Below are 19,442 nucleotides of genomic sequence, written 5' to 3' on the forward strand. Positions count from 1 at the left end.
GACCGTACGCTGCAGCTCTTCACCCGGACCGCCGCGGGGACCCTGCTGCGGGCGACCGCCTCGGCCTGAGCGCTCCCGACCGCCGGTGGGCGCCGGTCGCCGGGGACCCCGGGATCCGTACCGCCGGGGCGGCCGGGCGGGGCGCCGGGTGGTGCGCCGGGCGGGGGCCTGTGGACGACGGAGCCGGGTCCGCGCGCCCAGCCGGTAGGCTGGAGGAGTGGCGATCGTCGATGTATCCGAAGAACTGAAGTCCCTCTCCTCGACCATGGGGTCGATCGAGGCTGTCCTCGACCTCGACAAGATGCGGGCCGACATCGCCGCGCTGGAGGAGCAGGCCCAGGTCCCGTCCCTGTGGGACGACCCGGAGAGCGCGCAGAAGATCACCAGCCGCCTCTCCCACCTCCAGGCCGAGCTGCGCAAGGTCGAAGCGCTGCGCAGCCGGATCGACGACCTCTCCGTCCTCTTCGAGCTGGCCGAGGCGGAGGACGACGCCGACACCCGTACCGAGGCCGAAGCCGAGCTGGTGACGGTGCAGAAGGCGCTGGACGAGATGGAGGTCCGCACCCTGCTGTCCGGCGAGTACGACGCCCGTGAGGCCCTGGTCAACATCCGGGCCGAGGCGGGCGGCGTCGACGCGGCCGACTTCGCCGAGCAGCTCCAGCGGATGTATCTGCGCTGGGCCGAGCGCCACGGCTACTCCACCGAGGTCTACGAGACCTCCTACGCGGAGGAGGCCGGCATCAAGTCCACCACCTTCGTGGTCAAGGCCCCCTATGCCTACGGCACCCTGTCCGTCGAGCAGGGCACCCACCGCCTGGTGCGGATCTCGCCCTTCGACAACCAGGGCCGCCGCCAGACGTCGTTCGCCGGCGTCGAGGTGCTCCCGGTGGTGGAGCAGTCCGACCACGTCGAGATCGACGAGACCGAACTGCGGATCGACGTCTACCGCGCCTCGGGTCCCGGCGGCCAGGGCGTCAACACCACCGACTCCGCGGTGCGGATCACCCACCTGCCCACCGGCATCGTCGTCTCCTGCCAGAACGAGCGCTCCCAGATCCAGAACAAGGCCAGCGCCATGAACGTCCTGCAGGCCAAGCTCCTGGAGCGCCGCCGGCAGGAGGAGCAGGCCCTGATGGACTCGCTCGGCAAGAGCGACGGCGGCAACTCCTGGGGCAATCAGATGCGTTCGTACGTCCTGCACCCCTACCAGATGGTCAAGGACCTCCGCACGGACTACGAGGTCGGCAACCCGCACGGTGTGCTCGACGGTGACATCGACGGCTTCATCGAGGCCGGCATCCGCTGGCGCAAGTCCCATGAGAAAGCTGTCGCCTGAGCCGCCGTTCGCTCTCGCCCGTCCGACTCCTCTCCGCCGCCCCGATGTCACAGTGAGGTAGCGAACTCCCGGGCACACAGGGCCAATTCGGCCGATTGCGTGCTTAATGACCTTGACGGTACCCGGGAAAGCCGCGAGGGTGTTGCGCGGCATGCGCACGATTGAGGCGTAAGCGCACGGGGGACGACGCACCGGTCCTCCCAGCAGTACCGCTCTCCTCCATGGCCGCGCAGCCTGAAGCAGACACCTACTGGGGGTACTTGACTCATGAGCAAGCGCAATACACGGCTGCATGTGACCCGCGTGGCCGCGGCCGTCCTCATAGCCGCCGGTGCGTCCCTGACGGTGGCGGGGGTCGCCCAGGCCGAGTCCGCGCCGAAGCTGCTGACGGACGTGACGCCCTCGGACACGCCGTCGGACACCACGGGCCCGACCACGCCTCCCACGACGACGCCGCCGACCACCCCGCCCACCACTCCGCCGACGACGCCTCCCACGACGCCGCCGACCACCCCGCCCACCACGCCGCCCACCACTCCGCCGACGACGCCTCCCACGACGCCGCCGACCACCCCGCCCACCACGCCTCCGACAACGGCGCCGGGCACCATCGCGGGCGTCGACGGCGGTGACACCTCGGGCCAGTCCGGATCCGGCGGTGCCCCGGGCGCCACCAGCCCGGCCACCTCCGGCGGCAACGACAACACCTGCACCCTGACCGGAACGAGCGTCGACTGCGGGAACAACAACCCCGGCGCCGACAACGTCCAGCAGGTCCCGCAGGGCGCCACCACGAGCCAGCTCGCCGAGACCGGCTCGGACGGCACCACGTACCTCATCCTGGGCGCCGCGACCATGATCGCGGGTGGTGTCGGCTTCCGCCTGACCCCGCGTCTGGCCGGCCGCCGCGACGCCGCCTGAGGCCGGTCCCGGCGGTTACGCGACAACGCGCAGCGGGGCCCGGAACGCGTCAAGCGTCCCGGGCCCCGCTTCTTTCCTGGCTCTCCGTGCCCGCAGCCCCCACGTCGAGGCCCCCGCGGCCCCGCGTCAGGCGGTCGCGTGCTCCACGACCAGCACCAGCGCCAGCAAGGCGACCAGGAAGGCTATGAGCGCCGCCGGCGATATCGACGCCAGGGGATTCTCACGTTCCAGTCGAGCGCGGCTCGCGCGGCAGACGGGGCAGCGGCCCTCGCTCACCGGGCCGGCGCAGTTTGCACACACCAGTCGGTCGCACGTCATGCGATCTCCTCCTCCGCCCCGTGAACGCCCTCGGTGCCGGAATCGTTCCCGAGGGTATGCGGTCCTACTCCGCGGGCCCAGCGCGCGTACGGCGACACCGCAGCGGCCCGTGTCCGGGTCCACTGCATGTACACGCACCTTCCACTGTGACAGGTTCCGCGCGAATCGGCGCCCCCGCACGGACAGCGGGCGGCGGGGCAATGACGGGTTTGTCCGAGGATGCCCTGTGGGCAAGGCCACCAACCCTCTACGGCGACTGCGCGGCCTCAGCGCGGTCGCGTAGTGTCGCCCCCACATCCCCTGTCCGCTCACCCCGCAAACCTGGTGCGAACGTGATCCGATTCGACAGCGTCACCAAGACCTACCCCAAGCAGAACCGTCCTGCCCTGCGGGACGTCTCGCTGGAGATCGAGAAGGGTGAGTTCGTCTTCCTGGTGGGCTCGTCCGGCTCCGGGAAGTCGACCTTCCTGCGGTTGATCCTGCGCGAGGAGCGAACGGACACCGGCCTGGTGCACGTGCTCGGCAAGGATCTGGCGCGGTTGTCCAACTGGAAGGTCCCGCACATGCGGCGCCAGCTGGGCACCGTCTTCCAGGACTTCCGACTGCTGCCCAACAAGACCGTGGCCCAGAACGTGGCGTTCGCCCTCGAAGTGATCGGCAAGCCGCGCGGCACCATCCGCAAGACGGTGCCCGAGGTGCTGGATCTGGTCGGCCTGGCCGGCAAGGAGGAGCGGATGCCCGGTGAGCTGTCCGGCGGTGAGCAGCAGCGCGTCGCGATCGCGCGGGCCTTCGTCAACCGGCCGATGCTGCTGATCGCCGACGAGCCGACCGGAAACCTCGACCCGCAGACGTCGGTCGGCATCATGCGGCTGCTGGACCGGATCAACCGGACCGGCACCACCGTGGTGATGGCCACCCACGACCAGAACATCGTCGACCAGATGCGCAAGCGCGTCATCGAACTTGAGAAGGGCCGGCTGGTGCGCGACCAGTCGCGCGGTGTCTACGGCTACCAGCACTGACTGACCGCCGTAACCACCAGCCCCTGAAAGGAACTTGGCACCATGCGCGTCCAGTTCGTCCTGTCGGAGATCGGCGTCGGTCTCCGCCGCAACCTCACCATGACCTTCGCCGTCATCATCTCCGTAGCGCTCTCGCTGGCCCTCACCGGTGGCGCCCTGCTGGTCAACAAGCAGGTCAACGCGATGAAGGGCTACTGGTACGACAAGGTCCAGGTCACCATCTACATGTGCAACAAGGGCGACGCGGTGACGACGCCCAACTGCGCCAAGGGTGCGGTGACCGACGACCAGAAGAAGAGCATCCTTGCCGACCTGAACAAGCTGCCGGTGGTGGAGAAGGTCTACTACGAGTCGGCGGAGGGGGCGTACAAGAACGCCCAGCAGCAGTTCAAGAACTCCCCGCTGTACAGCTCGGTCACCCCGGACCAGATGCAGGAGAACTACCGGGTCAAGCTCCGGGACCCGACCAAGTTCGCGGTCATCGCCAGCGCCTTCACCGGGCATCCGGGAGTGCAGTCGGTGGAGGACCAACGCGCGGTGCTGCAAAGCCTGTTCGGCCTGCTCAACGGCATGACCAGAGTCGCGTACGTGGTCCTTGCCTTCATGCTCACCGTCGCCATGCTGCTGATTGTGAACACCGTCCGCGTCTCGGCGTTCAGCCGCCGCCGCGAGACGGGGATCATGCGGCTGGTCGGCGCGTCGAGCTTCTACATCCAGATGCCGTTCATCATGGAGGCCGCGTTCGCGGGACTCGTTGGCGCGGGGCTGGCCTGCGTGATGCTGCTCGGCGGCAGATACTTCCTGATCGACGCCGGGCTGAAGCTCCAGGACAAGATCACCTCGGTGTCGTTCCTGGGCTGGGGTCCGGTCTTCGGCGTGCTGCCGCTGGTGCTGCTCATCGGGCTGTTCATGCCGGCCGTCGCGGCGTTCGTCGCCCTGCGCAGGTACCTGCGGGTCTGACGGGGTGCCGGCCCTGGTCCCGGCCTCGGCCCGGGCCCGGCCGGCCCCGCCCGGCGCTGTGCGGAGGAGCATCCTACGGCGGCGGGCGAGCCCGGGCCGGGGTGTCGCGACTTTCCGTGCGGCGACATTTCCTGGCCTAGACTTCCGGCCATGTCCGGCCCGCCGTTGTTCGGGACGCCCCGCCGCATCCGCCGCGGGGCCACCCTGGCATTGGTCTTCGGCGCCGTGCTCGCCACGGGCGCCGCGGCCGGCAGCTTCGCCGCACCCGCCCAGCGCGGTACGGGCGAACCGGACGGCCGGATCGTCGCCGGTCCGGTGGCCGACGACCCGAGGAGCACGCCGGCATCCGCGCAGCCCCGGACCGGGAGCCGCGGGCAGGCCGCGCCGCTGACGACGGCAGCGCGCGCGTCCGGCGGGCGGAGCGGCCCGGCCGGCGACACCGCCCGTTCCCCCGCCCTCGTCGACACCGGGCGCATCGCCCAGGAGATCGAGGACGGCGAGGTCGGCCCGGAAACCGTGCAGAAACTCGTCAGCCGCAGCGGCGACCGCTGGTCCTCGTTCTACACGGCGCAGGAGTACGCGGGCCTCCAGCGGGCGCTCAGCGGCCGTTACGTCGGCGTCGGCCTGTGGGTGCGGCGGATCGACGGCGGGCGGATCCGGATCGTCCGGGTGCAGGGCGGCAGCCCCGCGCAGCGCGCGGGCATCCGGGTCGGCGACGTGCTGGCCAGTATCGACCGCACCCGGTGCGCCGGCCTGGCGGTCACCCAGGTCGTCGCCGATCTGCGCGGCGACGCGGCGGGCGACACCGACGACGTGCCGGGCAGCCGGGTCACCCTGGGTGTCGATCGCGGGACGCACAGCCGGCAGGTCACCCTGCGGCGCGCCACCCTGGCCACCGAGGCCGTCACGGTGAGCCGCCCGCGGCAGGGGCCGACCGTCATCAAGGTCGACGCCTTCTCGGCCGGCGTGGGCGAGCAGGTCCGCCGGGCGGCCCGGAACGCCCCGCGCGGCGTCCTGCTGGACCTGCGGGGCAACTCCGGCGGCCTGGTCACCGAGGCGGTGGCCACCGCCTCGGTCTTCCTCGACGGCGGCCTCGTCGCCACCTACGACCTGCACGGCCGGCAGCAGGCGCTCTACGCCTCGCCCGGCGGCGACACCGCCGTACCGCTGGTGGTGCTGGTGGACGGCGGCACCATGAGCGCCGCCGAGATGCTGGCCGGCGCGCTCCAGGACCGCGGCCGGGCGGTCGTGGTGGGGTCGCGGACCTTCGGCAAGGGCTCGGTGCAGATGCCCAGCACGCTGCCCGACGGCTCGGTGGCCGAGCTGACCGTGGGCCACTACGACCTGCCCGGCGGCCGGGGTGTGGACGGCAAGGGCATCGCGCCGGACGTGCGGGTGCCGCCGGGGCAGGATCCGGTGGCCGAGAGCCGCCAGGTATTCGCTGGCCTCGGGGCCCCCTCGTAGTGGGACAATGGTCCGGCTATGGCAAAAGAGACGGGTCGCAAGATGATCGCGCAGAACAAGAAGGCGCGACACGATTACCTCATCCTCGACACCTACGAGGCCGGTCTGGTGCTGACCGGGACCGAGGTGAAGTCCCTGCGTCTGGGCCGCGCGTCGCTGGCCGACGGCTTCGCGCAGCTGGACGGCGGCGAGGCGTGGCTGCACAACGTGCACATCCCCGAGTACACCCAGGGGACCTGGACGAACCACACCGCCCGCAGAAAGCGGAAGATGCTGCTGCACCGGGCCGAGATCGACAAGCTCGTGCAGAAGTCCCAGGAGAGCGGGCACACCATCGTGCCGCTCGCCCTGTACTTCAAGGACGGCCGGGCGAAGGTCGAGATCGCGCTGGCCCGGGGCAAGCGGGAGTACGACAAGCGGCAGACGCTGCGGGAGAAGCAGGATCGGCGCGAGTCGGAGCGGGCGATGTCGGCGGCGCGCCGCAAGCAGCGCGCCTGAGCCCGCAGCGGACCTGAGCCCGCAGCGGACCTGAGCCCGTCCCGCCCCGCCCCGTCCCGCCCCCGACCGGATCCCGGTCGGGGGCGGGACCCGGTCACAGCCAGCCGCGGCGCGCGGCCTGCCAGCCCAACTGGGTGCGGGTGGCCGCGCCGGCCAGCTCCATCAGCTGCTGGATACGGCGCTGCACGGTGCGCCGGCTCAGCCCCATCTGGGTGGTGATCGCCTTGTCGGCCACCCCGGCGACCAGCAGCGACAGCAGCCGCCGGTCGGTGGTGGACAACGGCTCCTCGGTGCCGACCGCGTCGGTGCCGGTGACCGCGCCCGAGGCGTCGACATGCAGCGGGACGGCGTCCTCCCAGTAACGCTCGAACAGCGCGATCAGCGCGTCGAGCAAACTGCTGTCGCGGACCAGGGCGGTCGTCGGTTCCTGCGGGCTGCCGTTCGGGCCGCCGGGCACCAGCGGGAAGATCGCCATCGAGCGGTCGGCCACCGCCATCCGCAGCGGCAGATGGGTGACCGCGCGGGCGATCTCGCCGGAGCGGACGCCCTCCGCGACATTGGCCACCGCGCCCTCGTCGTCGAAGAACGCCCGCTCGTACAGCACCCGGTAGCGCACCCCGCGCTCCAGCGCCTCGTACTCGGCCCGGTTGCTGCCCGACGGCATGGCCACGTACTGCGCCTTGCAGAACCACAGCATCTCGTCGCGGGCGCCGTCCTGGATCTGGCGCAGCCGCTGGCGCAGCGCCTCGGCGCCGGTGATCACCTCGATCAGCAGCCCGGCGTCCCGGCGGCGGGCGGTGGCCCGATACGTCTCCAGCAGGTCGGCCGTCGCCGACCTGGCCTGCTCCAGCGCGTTGGCGCGGCGGTTGAGCTGCGGCAGCAGGGCCACGTCCGGCGGGTGCGCCCGGTAGCGGGGCGGCCGCTCGTCGGAGGGGCTGATCATCGCCTTGGCGACCAGTGCGGTCAGCGCCGCCGCCACCTCGTCGGCGCCCAGTGCGCAGCGCTCCGCGACGACCTCGGCCGGGACGCTTTCGGCCGTGACCAGAAAACGGTAGACGGCCTCTTCCGCGGCGGTGATCCCAGCAGCCTGCAACGCCACGGCACCCTCCTGGCAAGCCACCGGCTCGACGGGGGGACACGGTACTACGAGCTGTCCGGCATCCGCAGCCGAGACGGGCGGAGTGAGCGCACCGCGCACCCCGCCCGCCTCGGCGGATGTCGACCAGCCGGCCGTCAGCCGCGCCACACGTAGGCGCGCTGGACCGTTTGTCGGACCGCGTCGCCCGCCGCGTCCCGGGCGGTGACCCGCAGCGTCACATACGCGTCACCCTTGACCCGCGCGGACCGCGTGACGGCGGCGTCGAACACGTTGTGGCTCCCGCCGCTGATCTTGGCGTCGCTCCACGTCTTTCCGTCGTCCCATGAGGTCTGGACCTCGACCCTCACCCCCCGCGGGGCCATGGCCCCGTCCTGGGCGCGGACGGTCACCCCGATGGTGTGCGAGCGGGCGGCGCGGACCGCCTGGCTGGCGTCGACCGGTACGGCGTAGTCGAGCTGCAGCAGCGGCAGCAGGGCCGCGTCGGCGGTGGTGTCGGAGCGGAAGGACCACGAAGTGGCCGTGGTGGTGGCGAATTCCCACTCGGGGGAGACCCGCGAGGTGGTCAGGTCCAGCCGGTAGTCGGCCGCTCCGGGGGCCACCTCCAGATCGGTCCAGGCGTTGTCGGCGCCGGCGACGCGGACACCGTCGCGATAGAGCACCGCCTGCGCGGAGTCGCCCTCCGGCGGCGCCGGAGTGCCGCTCGCGGGCCCGGTGGTGGCGGTGGAGAGCCCGCCGAAGCCGCCGCCGACGGTGGCGCGCGCCGCGTGCCCGGCCTCGGAGTCGGTGAACTCCGGTATGCGCAGGTCGAGCGTGTCACCGACGCGCACGCTGGGAGTCGGCGTACCGACCGGGATCGACGGCCGCACCACCCCCTGGTACCAGGACTCGGGCGGCTGCGGACCGGGCCGGTAGAACCGGTCCCCGTCGTTCATCCCGGCGGTCAGGGCCTGGTCGTTCTCGTCCTGCGTCGTGTAGTTGACCAGGTGCCCCCAGTCGGTCCCGTTCGCCGTGACGTACTCGGTCCGGGCCGTGCCGGTGGGCACGTAGCGGGTGTTCTCCCAGGCGAAGCTCTGGTAGGGCCGCCACGCGAAGCGCTGCTCACTGGCCCACGGTTCGCCGCCGTTGTCGGCGTAGGTGGTGCGGATGACCGCGCTGTTCTGGGCCGAGACGGTGTAGACGACCTGCTGCGGGATCTGCTGGGGGTAGGCCGCCATCACGTCGTACAGGTACGGGCTGCGCGGGATGCTGGTGAAGCGCACCGTGGTGGTGTGCCGGGCCAGCCGGGCCAGCAGGGCCTCACCGACCGAGTGGCCGATCCGGATCGCCGGCAGGGCCTCGCGGGCACCCGACGGCCGCCACTGCGTCCAGGCGTCGTCGGAGAAGCTCACCAGCAGGAGGCCGCGGGCGCCGGCCGCGGCGGCGGCCCGGGCGAGATCCGCCTCGCTGACGCCGGTCTGGTTGCGGACCACGGCCAGCTTGCCCCGCACGTGGCGTAGGTCGGGCTGCTCGATGCTGCCCGCGTCCACCGCGGTGAGAGCCGTCTCCTTCGTGTCGAAGAGCCGCGATTCCGGCATGTAGAAGGCCGTGAGGTCGAGCCCGGTGCCCGGTGCGGACGCCGTGAGCATCGGCGCTGCGAGCTGGTAGCGGGCGCTGAACTCGAAGGAGCCGTCGGTGACGCGCGCGGTGGGGCTCACGTACAGCTTGTCGAGCGTCCCGAGGAAGAAGCTCTCGCTCTCGATGGTGGCCAGCCCGTCGATCTGCCGGTAGGTCTGGTAGTAGGGGGTGCCCGCCTCCGCGGCCGGCTGCGGGGTACGGATCCGGACCTGGGTCGTCCGGCCGGCATCGGCGGTGACCGTGGTGTCCTTGGTGACGTTCACCTGCGGCAGGACGACCAGTCGCTCCACGGTGCCGTCCCCGCCCGGGTTGCTGGCGGAGAAGGACGCGCGGACCTGGTAGGTGCCGTCCTCCACGACGGCGGAGTACGAACCGTTCCCGTTGTCGCTGAGCGGGACGGCGCCGGTGGCGCCCCATACGGTCAGGTACGTGCTGCTCTCGGCCAGCCCGTCGTCGACCGCTCGCGGGACCACCGTCAGGGTGTGGGTGGCACCGTGGACGATCAGCGCGACCGTGGTGTGCACGCGCACCGATCCGTCGGGTGAGGCCGCGATCAGGTAGCCGTAGTAGGCGCCGGTCTGCGCGGCGGCCGGGTCGACGGCGACCGGCAGGTCGAGAGTCTTCCCGGCCGGGACCACCAGCGACGTCCGGCCGAGCCGGACCGCGCCGGCCGCCAGCGAGCGGCCGCCGGCCGTCTTGAGCACCAGGGACGGCTCAAGGGTGACCGCGGCCGACGAGGTGTTGGTGTACCGCACCGTCGTGGTGCCGGCCGGGTCCGTGGGATGCACGCTGCCCAGCAGCACGCTGCCGGTCGCGGTGACCGGCCCCAGCGCCGCGGCGGCGACATCGATCCGGCCGCCGCCCTGGTCGGTCTCCAGCTGGCCGGCGATGGTGTCGGCTGTGCTGATCAGCGCGTCCTTGATCTGGCGGCCGGACCAGTCGGGGTGCTTGTACGCCAGCAGCGCCGCGGCGCCCGCCACGTGCGGGGTGGCCATCGAGGTGCCGGACAGCGTGGTGTAGTACGGGTCGACCGGGTCGCCGAGCGTGGTGCCCGCCGCGCGCGCCGCCACGATGTCCACGCCCGGCGCGGTGACGTCCGGCTTGACGGCTCCGTCGCCGAACCGCGGGCCGCGGCTGGAGAAGCTGGCCAGCGCGTCGGTGCTGTCCACCGCGCCCACGGTCAGCGCCTCGTCGGCATCGCCCGGGATACCGACGGTCCGGGGGCCCGCCTCCCCGTTGTTGCCCGAGGCCACCACGAACAGGGTCCCGCTCGCCCGGCTGATCTCGTTCAGCGCCTGGCTCATGGGGTCGGTGCCGTCGCTCTGGTCGTCCTCGCCCAGGCTCATGTTGACGACCTTGGCGCCTTGGTCGGCCGCCCACTGCATACCGGCGATCACGCCGGAGTCGTAGCCGTAGCCGTCGTCGCCGAGGACCTTGCCGACCAGCAGGTTCGCGGCCGGGGCCACGCCGGTCCAGCGGCCGTCCGAGGCCGCCCCGTCACCCGCGATGATGGAGGAGACGTGGGTGCCGTGCCCGAACAGGTCGTTCGTGCCGGACGGGCTGTCGGTGAAATCCTGGGTCAGCGCCACCCGCCCGCGCAGGTCGGGGTGGGTCTGGTCGACACCGGTGTCGAGCACGGCGACCTTCACGTCTGCGCCGCGGTCGCCGGACTTCCACACGTCGGGGGCCTTGATCTGGTCCACCCCGCTGCCGGTGGTCGCCGTCGCCGCGACGCGGCCGTCCAGCCAGACCCGCGGGACGGCGGTGGCGGTCCGGGCGGTGGCGGACGGCGCCCCGGCGGGCGCCAGCCGCTGCCAGAAGTCACCCAGCTCGGTCGCCGGGACCCGGATCGCCCGGGCGCCGATGCTCTGCAGGTCGCGGACCGGGTCCCCGGGGGCGGCCAGCGCGGTGAGGCGGCTGACCGCGGCCGGCGTCACGCCGGCCGGCTGCCCGACGATCAGCGGCAGCGCGGCGGAGTGGGCCTCGTCGTACCGCTGCTGTACCAGAGCCGTCACGTCGAACAGCCGCCGGTCCAGCCGGCCGGACCGCACCAGGGCGTCGGCGTCGGAGGGCAGGACGGTGACGTCGCCGTTCTGCTCGGAGGTGTGGAACACGATGTCCCGCCGCCCGGCGCCCGGCCGTATCGAGGCGGTGTGCCCGCCGCCCGCCGTTCCGCCGATCGTCACCTCGTCGCCGGTGATCAGACGGACGGTGACCGTACTGTCGGCGGTGCTCGTCCCGGTCGTCCCGGTCGTCCCGGTGTTCGATCCGGTGACCGGCGCCGCCGCGGTGGCCGCCGGGTCCGGGCCGCCCGACTGGGCGGCGCTCGGAACGATGGCGCAGACGGTCAGCATCAGTCCTGACGACACGACCGCTGCCAGACGGGTTCGTCTCATTCGGTCCAGCCCCTTCTTCTGCCGGTGCACGCGATGCTGGACAGAATCAGCCGGGGCCGCGGCGTGTGTCACCGCTTTCCTGTGGCACGGATGTGACTTGACGCAACGGCGCCATCGGGGCTTGTCCGGCGGCGGAGGGGCCTGCGGGGCCGCCGGCCGTCCCACCGGCGGGTGACGCCCCGGTGGACCCGGGGCATGCGGGAGGGAATGCGCTGGCACCGCCGGGCGTTCATCCCCTACGATGGAGGCAGCACCACCAGGCCATGGTGAGTCGGGTGTGCGGCTTGAAAACACCACATGGGGATGATCGGTTTCGACTGGGGATGTCGAAGCAGGGGAAGCGAGCCGAGAAAGCGGCAATGATCTCGTAAACCATATGCCGAAAAAAATAATCGCCAACACCAAGCGCGATTCCTTCGCCCTCGCTGCCTAAGTAGCGATTTGCGAAGTGTCAGCCCGGGGCTGTTCCCGACCCGGATCCTGGCATCAGCTAGGGAACTAAACTTCTAGGACCGGTCACGGGTCCTGGAAGGAAATCAAACAGTGGCTGGGCCCGTCGGCGGCTTGTCCGCGTGACTGCCGGGGCCGAGAAAAGCACAGCGGACTGCGCTCGGAGAAGCCCTGATTTTGCACCACAGGACGCGGGTTCGATTCCCGCCATCTCCACAAAGCGACAGGCGAGGTGGACCGCGCGCAAGCGCGGGGCGCCTCGCCTTCGTCATGCCCGCACGACTCCGGCCGCCGCCCGCCGGGCACTGCCGCGGTCGGCCCGACCTGGAGGAACCAGGAGGAACGATGACCCCGACCCCATCGGACAGCGCGGAGCGCACCGCGCTGCTCGGCTCACTGGCCGCCCAGCGGCGGCATGTGCTCGGCACGCTGGAAGGGCTGGACGAGGAAGCCCTGCGGCGGCCCGTGCTGCCGTCGGGCTGGTCGTGTCTGGGGCTGATAAGTCACCTGGCGCTGGACGTCGAGCGTTTCTGGTTCCGTGGCGTGGTCGCCGCTGAACCGGACGTTCTCGCCGCGCTGGCCCAGGGCCCGGACGACGCCTGGCAGGTCGGCGCCGACGTGCCGGTCGACACGGTCCTGGACCTCTACCGCCGCGAGGCCGAACGGGCCGACGCCGTCATCCTGGCCACCGACCCGGACACCGCCCCGGCCTGGCGGCCCGAAGGCCCGGCCGGCGGCTGGCAGCCCCGGAGCGTGCGCGAGGTGCTGCTGCACGTGATCACCGAAACGGCCTGCCACGCCGGCCACTTGGACGCGGTCCGCGAACTCGTCGACGGCAGGAAGTGGCTCGTCCTCACCGACTGAACCCCATGGCGCCGGGCCCGCCCGGCCGTATACCGCCAGCCGGCCTCCCGGCGCGGGGCACAGCGGCGCGAGCCCCGCTCCCGCCTCCCCGGCGGGCGCGGCGCCGGCCGGAAAGGGCGGCCCGGTCCGTAACCGCGGGGAAATACCCGGGAACTCGGCCCGTCACCCCGCCTTGCGACCATGCAGGTCCTGGCGGGGTGCGCGGCGCCGATGGGCGGCGGGGGCCCCGGCGGGAGGAGCACCTCCAGCACGAGTCGGGCGGAGGGGTCATGCGAGCGCACTCCAGGGAAACCGGTGAGCCGGCGGCGGTGCCGCCGCTGGCGGGCTTCACCGTCGGGGTGACGGCGGCCCGCCGCGCGGACGAACTGGTCGCGCTGCTGGAGCGGCGCGGGGCGGCGGTGCTGCGGGCGCCCGCCCTGCGGATCGTGCCGCTGCCCGAGGACACCGAACTGCTGGCCGCCACCAGGCGGTTGCTCGACACCCTGCCCGATGTCGTGGTGGTCACCACCGCCATCGGCTTTTGCGGCTGGATCGAGGCGGCCGAGGGATGGGGGCTCGGTGCGGAGCTGCTGCGCGGGCTCGGCGAGGTCGAGATCCTGGCCCGGGGGCCGAAGGTGCGCGGCGCCGTGCGCGCGGTCGGACTGGCCGAGACGTGGGCGCCGCCCGCGGAGTCCATGGCCGAGGTGCTGGCGCGGCTGCTGGCGGAGGGCGTCGAGGGCCGCCGGGTGGCGGTCCAGGTGCACGGGGAGCCGCTGCCCGGCTTCGGCGAGGCGCTGCGGGCGGCGGGGGCGGTGGTGACGGCCGTACCGGTGCACCGCTGGGTGCCGCCGGAGGATCTGGCACCGGTGGACCGCCTGCTGGACGCGGTGTGTGCGCGGGGCCTGGACGCGGTGAGCTTCACCAGCGCGCCGGCCGCTGCCTCGCTGCTGAAGCGGGCCGAGGGGCGCGGCCGGCTGGAGGAACTGCTGCGGGCGTTCCGGCGGGGCGAGGTGCTGGCGGCCTGCGTCGGGCCGATGGCGGCGCTGCCGCTGCAGGCCCACGATGTGCCCACCCGGCAGCCGGAGCGGTTCCGGCTGGGGCCGCTGGTGCAGCTCATCGCGAGCGAACTGCCCGGGGCCGTCCGGATGTTGCCGTGCGCGGGACACCGCCTGGAGATACGCGGGCAGGCCGCGGTGGTGGACGGCGGGCTGCGTGCGGTACCGCCGGCCGGGATGTCGCTGCTGCGCGCGCTGGCCCGCCGCCCCGGCTGGGTGGTGCCCCGCGGCGAACTGCTGCGGGTCCTGCCGGGGGCCGGCCGCGACGAGCACGCCGTCGAGACGGCGATGGCGCGGCTGCGGGTCGCCCTGGGGGCCCCGAAGCTGATCCAGACGGTGGTCAAGCGCGGCTACCGCCTCTCCCTCGACCCGCACGCCGACCTCAAGTACGGCCGCCCCGCCTGACCCTGACGCCTGACGCCTGACGCCTGACGCCGGACGCCGGACTCCCGGCCGGGGCCGGCCGGTCCGCCCGCCCGGCCACCTGGGGTCGTCTCAGGGCTTCGGGCCGGTGGCCGGTTTTTCGCGCGGTTCCCCGCACCACCCGGCGACGATCCCGGGGCCGCGGGGCGGGCGGACCGGACGACCCTTCCGAGTCGGGGGAACCGCCTCGGCCGTATGTGCGCGCCGCTCCCTAGCCCGTGCCCGCCGTCTGCGGGCACCCTGGGAGGCAGGGTGACGGGATGCGGAAGGTGGTGGCGCGATGGAGGCGCTGCGCTTCGACGGTGGGCGGGTGTGCCTGGATCTGGTGGCGGCCGGGGCGGAGCAGGGCTTGCCGTCGGTGGGGCGGTTACGGGCCTGGGTGTACGGGGCCGGGCTGGTGCCCGACGGGACGCCGGTGGGCGTGGCGGAGGGCTGGCTGGCACCGTTCGGGGAGCTGCGGGCGCGGCTGGAGCGGATGGTGGAGGCGGAGCTGGCCGCGCACCGGCAGGAACCCGCCGACGTGGCCGCGCTGAACGCCGCGGCGCGGCCCGCCACCCCGGCGCCCGCCGCCGTCGCGGGGGAGGGCGGGGCGCTGCGCCGGGTCCTGGCCGGGGAGCCGAGGTGCGAGGAACTGCTGGCGGCGGTGGCGCGCGACGCCGTCGACCTGTTCACCGACCCGGTCGCGCGCAGCCGGCTGCGGCGGTGCGCCGGCCGGAACTGCGGGCTGGTGTATCTGGACACCTCGCGCGGCCGGCGCCGCCGCTGGTGCAGCAGCGAGGTGTGCGGCAACCGGGAGCGGGTGGCCCGCCACCGCCGCCGCAGCACACGGGAAGTGTCCCCGGGCTGACCGCGACGGTCCACCCGGGGGAAACCGCCGGCCCCGCCCGCCCCGCCGGTCGCTGTCGGGTGGGCAGAAGGCCGCAGGTCGCGTACGGTTGCAGGCTGCCCCTCGCACGGTCGCGCGAGGGGCACCGCACGAAGAAGGGGGTCCTGCGTGGCCGCGCAGACCGCAGCACCGGGGGTCAGGGACCAGGAGATCGCCGCCGAGCAGGCGCACCTGGACCGGGTGTACCACCGCCTCGAGGAGAAGATCCACGAGGCCGAGTTCCTGATGAGCGACGCCGCCCAGCGCGGCCAGGTCGGCACGCCCGGCGCCCTGGCCGAACGGGACGCGCAGGTGTTCCGGGCCGGCATCCACCTGAACCGGCTGAACAGCGAGTTCGAGGACTTCCTCTTCGGCCGGATCGACCTGCTGCGCGGCAAGGACGGCAAGAAGGGCGCCGACGGCGCCTTCACCTCGGTCGACCCGGCCGACGATGCGATCCGCGAGGACGCCACCGCCGACATCGCCGAGACGCTGCACATCGGCCGGATCGGCGTACTGGACACCGACTACGCGCCGCTGGTGATCGACTGGCGGGCGCCGGCCGCGGCGCCTTTCTACCGCTCCACGCCGGTCGCGCCCGGCCGGGTGGTGCGCCGCCGGGTCATCCGTTCCAAGGGCCGCCGGGTCCTGGGCGTCGAGGACGACCTGCTGCGCCCGGAGCTGACCACCGGGCTGCCGGTGATCGGGGACGGCGCGCTGATGGCCGCCCTGGGCCAGGCCCGTACCCACACCATGCGGGACATCGTCTCCAGCATCCAGGCCGAGCAGGACCTGGTGATCCGGGCGCCCGCCGCGTCCGTCACCGAGGTGACCGGCGGGCCCGGCACCGGCAAGACCGCGGTCGCCCTGCACCGGGCCGCGTACCTGCTCTACCAGGACCGGCGGCGGTACGCCGGCGGCATCCTCTGCGTCAGTCCCACGCCGCTGCTGGTCGCCTACACCGAGGGCGTGCTGCCGTCGCTGGGTGAGGAGGGGCAGGTCGCGATCCGCGCGGTCGGCTCACTGGTGGACGGGGTGACGGCCGATCTGTACGACGATCCGGCGGTGGCCCGGATCAAGGGGTCGTTGCGGATGCTGAAGGTGCTGCGCAACGCGGCCCGGGGCTGCCTCGACCGGGACGACCGGCAGCCCTCGCTGCTGCGGGTGGTGGCCTTCGGCCGCCGCGTCGAGCTGGACGCGCAGGAGCTGGACACGCTGCGCCAGCAGGTGCTGGGCGGCACCGCGCCGGTCAATCTGCTGCGCCCGCGGGCCCGCCGGCTGCTGCTGGACGCGTTGTGGCGCAAGTCGGGCCGCCGGTTCGACGACCAGCAGCTGGCCGCCGAGGAGCGCCAGGGCTTCGACGAGGACATCAGCACCGAGCAGGACTTCCTCGACTTCCTCGACGGCTGGTGGCCGGTGCTGGGCCCGGCCGACGTGCTGGCGGCGCTGGCCGACGAGAAGCGGCTGGCCCGGTGGGCCCGGCGGGTGCTGTCGCCGCCGGAGGTCCGCCGGGTGGCCCGTTCGCTGCGCCGCTCCGGCACCTCGGTGCACGATGTGGCGCTGCTGGACGAGCTGGAGACGCTGCTCGGGCTGCCGCCCCGGGACAAGCGGCGGGAGATCGACCCGATGGACCAGCTGACCGGGCTGGACGAGCTGATGCCGCAGCGCGGCGAGAGCAGCAGGGAGCGGGCCGAGCGGCTGGCCCGGGAGCGCACCGAGTACGCGCACGTCATCGTGGACGAGGCGCAGGACCTCACGCCGATGCAGTGGCGGATGGTCGGGCGCCGGGGCCGTACCGCCACCTGGACGATCGTCGGGGACCCGGCGCAGAGCTCCTGGTCGGACATGGACGAGGCCGCCCGCGCCCGCGACGAGGCGCTCGGCTCCCGGCCGCGCCGCCGCTTCACCCTGACCGTCAACTACCGCAACCCGGCCGAGATCGCCGAGGTCGCGTCGACCGTGCTGGCGCTGGCCATGCCCGGCAGCGAGTCGCCGCGCGCGGTGCGCTCCACGGGCATCCGGCCGCGCTACGAGGTGGCCGGCGACGACCTGGGCGCGGATGTCCGGGCGGCGGCGCAGCGGCTGCTGGCCGATGTCGACGGCACGGTCGGGGTGGTGGTGGCGATGAACCGGCGGGCGCAGGCCCGCGGCTGGCTGGCCGGCCTCGGCGACCGGGTGGTGGCCCTGGGCAGCCTGGAGGCCAAGGGGCTGGAGTACGACGCGACGGTGGTGGTCTCGCCGGCCGAGATCGCCGAGGAGTCGCCGGCCGGGCTGCGGGTGCTGTACGTGGCGCTGACCCGGGCCACGATGCGGCTGACGGTGCTGGCGGGGGAGCGGGATCTGCCGGACGCGGACGGCGTGCCGGACCTGCTGCGCAAGGACTGAGCCGGGGGGCACCGGCCCTCCGGCCCTCCCGCCGGCTCGTCCGGCCCCGACATGACTTCGGGCGCCCCTCCGCAAGGAGGAGCGCCCGAAGGACGTTCACGACACCGGCCCGCCATGCTCGCCTCGCGGCAAGTGGGCGCTCGAAGCGCCTAAGGTTGGGCCCGGGGGCTTGGATCGAACCGGTGCCGTACTGAGACTAACAAACCCTTCGCCGAACCTCTTCCCGCCGGGCGGAAAACCTCGGGGATCACCCCTCGGTCACCCGTTCTTCGCCCATCGCTCGCCACCTGCTCGGTCGATCTCCGTATCGCGGAAGTACTCTTCCACCCTCAGTCGCGGGTTTAGACCTACCCAGCGGTAGGTGCGACGATCAATCCGCATTACGGACAACCGAACAACCCTCTCGCAGGAACCGGAAGAAGGTCGTCATGGCAACGGCGCCAAGCGTCTCGTACTCGATCACGGTGCGGCTGGAGGTCCCCGCCAGCGGGACCGCGGTCAGCCAGCTCACCGCCGCGGTGGAGTCCTCCGGTGGCTCGGTCACCGGCCTGGACGTCACCGCCTCGGGTCACGAGAAGCTGCGGATCGACGTCACGGTGGCGGCCAGTTCCACCGAGCACGCCGACGAGATCGTCAGCAAGCTGCGCGGCATCGAAGGCGTCGTGATCGGCAAGGTCTCCGACCGTACGTTCCTGATGCACCTCGGCGGCAAGATCGAGATGCAGTCCAAGCACCCGATCCGCAACCGCGACGACCTGTCCATGATCTACACCCCCGGGGTCGCCCGGGTGTGCATGGCCATCGCGGCCAATCCGGAGGACGCCCGCCGCCTCACCATCAAGCGCAACTCGGTCGCCGTGGTCACCGACGGCTCCGCGGTGCTGGGCCTGGGCAACATCGGCCCCAAGGCCGCACTGCCGGTGATGGAGGGCAAGGCGGCGCTGTTCAAGCGGTTCGCCGGCATCGACGCCTGGCCGCTGTGCCTGGACACCCAGGACACCGACGAGATCGTGACGATCGTCAAGGCCATCGCGCCCGGATTCGCCGGCATCAACCTGGAGGACATCTCCGCGCCGCGCTGCTTCGAGATCGAGGCGCGGCTGCGCGAGGCGCTGGACATCCCGGTCTTCCACGACGACCAGCACGGCACCGCGATCGTGGTGCTCGCCGCGCTGACCAACGCGCTGCGCTGCGTCGGCAAGGAGATCGGCGCGCTGCGGGTGGTCATGTCCGGTGCGGGCGCGGCCGGTACGGCCATCTTGAAGCTGCTGCTGGCGGCCGGTCTCAAGCACGCGGTGGTCGCCGACATCCACGGCGTGGTGCACGCCGAGCGCGACGACCTGAAGGGCGCGGACCCGGGGTCCCCGCTGCGCTGGGTGGCCGAGAACACCAACCCCGAAGGGGTCACCGGCACCCTGAAGGAGGCCGTGGTGGGCGCCGACGTCTTCATCGGGGTGTCCGCGCCCGACGTGCTGGAGGGCTCGGACGTGGCCAGGATGGCCGACAAGGCGATCGTCTTCGCGCTGGCCAACCCCGATCCCGAGGTGGACCCGGGCGCGGCCCGGGAGACCGCCGCGGTGGTCGCCACCGGCCGCAGCGACTTCCCCAACCAGATCAACAACGTGCTGGTCTTCCCCGGGGTGTTCCGGGGCCTGCTGGACGCCCAGTCCCGTACGGTGAACACCGAGATGATGCTGGCCGCGGCGCGGGCGCTGGCGGGCGTGGTCGGGGACGACGAGCTGAACCCGAACTACATCATCCCCAGCGTCTTCAACGACAAGGTGGCCGGCGCG

General features: G+C 72.8%; 14 protein-coding genes and 1 other RNA gene. 12 read left to right on the forward strand and 3 right to left on the reverse strand.

Annotated elements, in window-relative coordinates; translation table 11 throughout:
• Positions 1 to 217: 217 nt before the first annotated feature.
• On the forward strand, positions 218 to 1,336 hold the full coding sequence (prfB, locus tag GA0115240_RS33630) for a peptide chain release factor 2 (RefSeq protein ID WP_093742701.1): 1,119 nt from the start codon (positions 218 to 220) through the stop codon (positions 1,334 to 1,336).
• A gap of 267 nt (positions 1,337 to 1,603) precedes the next feature.
• Positions 1,604 to 2,257: a hypothetical protein gene (locus GA0115240_RS37490; protein WP_176725248.1), complete on the forward strand. Its 654-nt coding sequence runs from the start codon at positions 1,604 to 1,606 to the stop codon at positions 2,255 to 2,257.
• A gap of 126 nt (positions 2,258 to 2,383) precedes the next feature.
• Here the strand turns inward: GA0115240_RS37490 and GA0115240_RS33640 are convergent, their stop codons facing one another.
• Positions 2,384 to 2,575, reverse strand: a complete 192-nt coding sequence (locus tag GA0115240_RS33640) for a hypothetical protein (protein ID WP_093742703.1) — start codon at positions 2,573 to 2,575, stop codon at positions 2,384 to 2,386.
• Positions 2,576 to 2,907: 332 nt separating this feature from the next.
• On the opposite strand from GA0115240_RS33640, the gene ftsE reads away from it, so the two are divergent.
• The 4 genes from ftsE (at position 2,908) to smpB (ending at position 6,519) form a co-directional block, all read left to right on the forward strand.
• On the forward strand, positions 2,908 to 3,597 hold the full coding sequence (gene ftsE, locus GA0115240_RS33645) for a cell division ATP-binding protein FtsE (protein ID WP_093742705.1): 690 nt from the start codon (positions 2,908 to 2,910) through the stop codon (positions 3,595 to 3,597).
• Between the two features lie 42 nt (positions 3,598 to 3,639).
• Complete coding sequence (gene ftsX / locus GA0115240_RS33650) at positions 3,640 to 4,557, forward strand: permease-like cell division protein FtsX (protein ID WP_093742707.1); 918 nt, start codon at positions 3,640 to 3,642, stop codon at positions 4,555 to 4,557.
• A 150-nt stretch (positions 4,558 to 4,707) separates the two neighbouring features.
• Complete coding sequence (locus GA0115240_RS33655) at positions 4,708 to 6,021, forward strand: S41 family peptidase (RefSeq protein WP_093742708.1); 1,314 nt, start codon at positions 4,708 to 4,710, stop codon at positions 6,019 to 6,021.
• A gap of 18 nt (positions 6,022 to 6,039) precedes the next feature.
• Complete coding sequence (gene smpB / locus GA0115240_RS33660) at positions 6,040 to 6,519, forward strand: SsrA-binding protein SmpB (RefSeq protein ID WP_093742710.1); 480 nt, start codon at positions 6,040 to 6,042, stop codon at positions 6,517 to 6,519.
• Positions 6,520 to 6,613: 94 nt separating this feature from the next.
• Here the strand turns inward: smpB and GA0115240_RS33665 are convergent, their stop codons facing one another.
• Together GA0115240_RS33665 and GA0115240_RS33670 are read right to left on the reverse strand one after the other, a co-directional pair.
• The gene (locus tag GA0115240_RS33665) at positions 6,614 to 7,618 is read right to left on the reverse strand and encodes a helix-turn-helix domain-containing protein (RefSeq protein ID WP_093742712.1); all 1,005 of its coding nucleotides are present in this window, start codon (positions 7,616 to 7,618) and stop codon (positions 6,614 to 6,616) included.
• A 134-nt stretch (positions 7,619 to 7,752) separates the two neighbouring features.
• Positions 7,753 to 11,628, reverse strand: coding sequence for a S8 family peptidase (locus GA0115240_RS33670; protein WP_093742714.1), 3,876 nt, complete (start codon positions 11,626 to 11,628; stop codon positions 7,753 to 7,755).
• A gap of 299 nt (positions 11,629 to 11,927) precedes the next feature.
• On the opposite strand from GA0115240_RS33670, the gene ssrA reads away from it, so the two are divergent.
• From ssrA to GA0115240_RS33700, 6 genes are all read left to right on the forward strand, one after another.
• Positions 11,928 to 12,297: a transfer-messenger RNA gene (gene ssrA, locus GA0115240_RS33675) on the forward strand.
• A gap of 126 nt (positions 12,298 to 12,423) precedes the next feature.
• Positions 12,424 to 12,942 carry a DinB family protein gene (locus tag GA0115240_RS33680; RefSeq protein ID WP_093742716.1) on the forward strand — a complete coding sequence of 173 codons (519 nt, stop codon included), beginning with the start codon at positions 12,424 to 12,426 and terminating at the stop codon, positions 12,940 to 12,942.
• Between the two features lie 269 nt (positions 12,943 to 13,211).
• Positions 13,212 to 14,381 (forward strand): uroporphyrinogen-III synthase, encoded by a 1,170-nt coding sequence (locus GA0115240_RS33685; protein ID WP_093742718.1) that lies wholly within the window; start codon positions 13,212 to 13,214, stop codon positions 14,379 to 14,381.
• A gap of 298 nt (positions 14,382 to 14,679) precedes the next feature.
• On the forward strand, positions 14,680 to 15,246 hold the full coding sequence (locus GA0115240_RS33690) for a CGNR zinc finger domain-containing protein (protein WP_093742720.1): 567 nt from the start codon (positions 14,680 to 14,682) through the stop codon (positions 15,244 to 15,246).
• Positions 15,247 to 15,393: 147 nt separating this feature from the next.
• Positions 15,394 to 17,649, forward strand: a complete 2,256-nt coding sequence (locus tag GA0115240_RS33695; RefSeq protein ID WP_093742722.1) for a HelD family protein — start codon at positions 15,394 to 15,396, stop codon at positions 17,647 to 17,649.
• Positions 17,650 to 18,077: 428 nt separating this feature from the next.
• A partial coding sequence (locus tag GA0115240_RS33700; RefSeq protein WP_093742724.1) for an NAD-dependent malic enzyme occupies positions 18,078 to 19,442 on the forward strand: 1,365 nt, incomplete at its 3' end.

The sequence above is a fragment of the Streptomyces sp. DvalAA-14 genome (assembly GCF_900091855.1).
GTDB lineage: Bacteria > Actinomycetota > Actinomycetes > Streptomycetales > Streptomycetaceae > Actinacidiphila.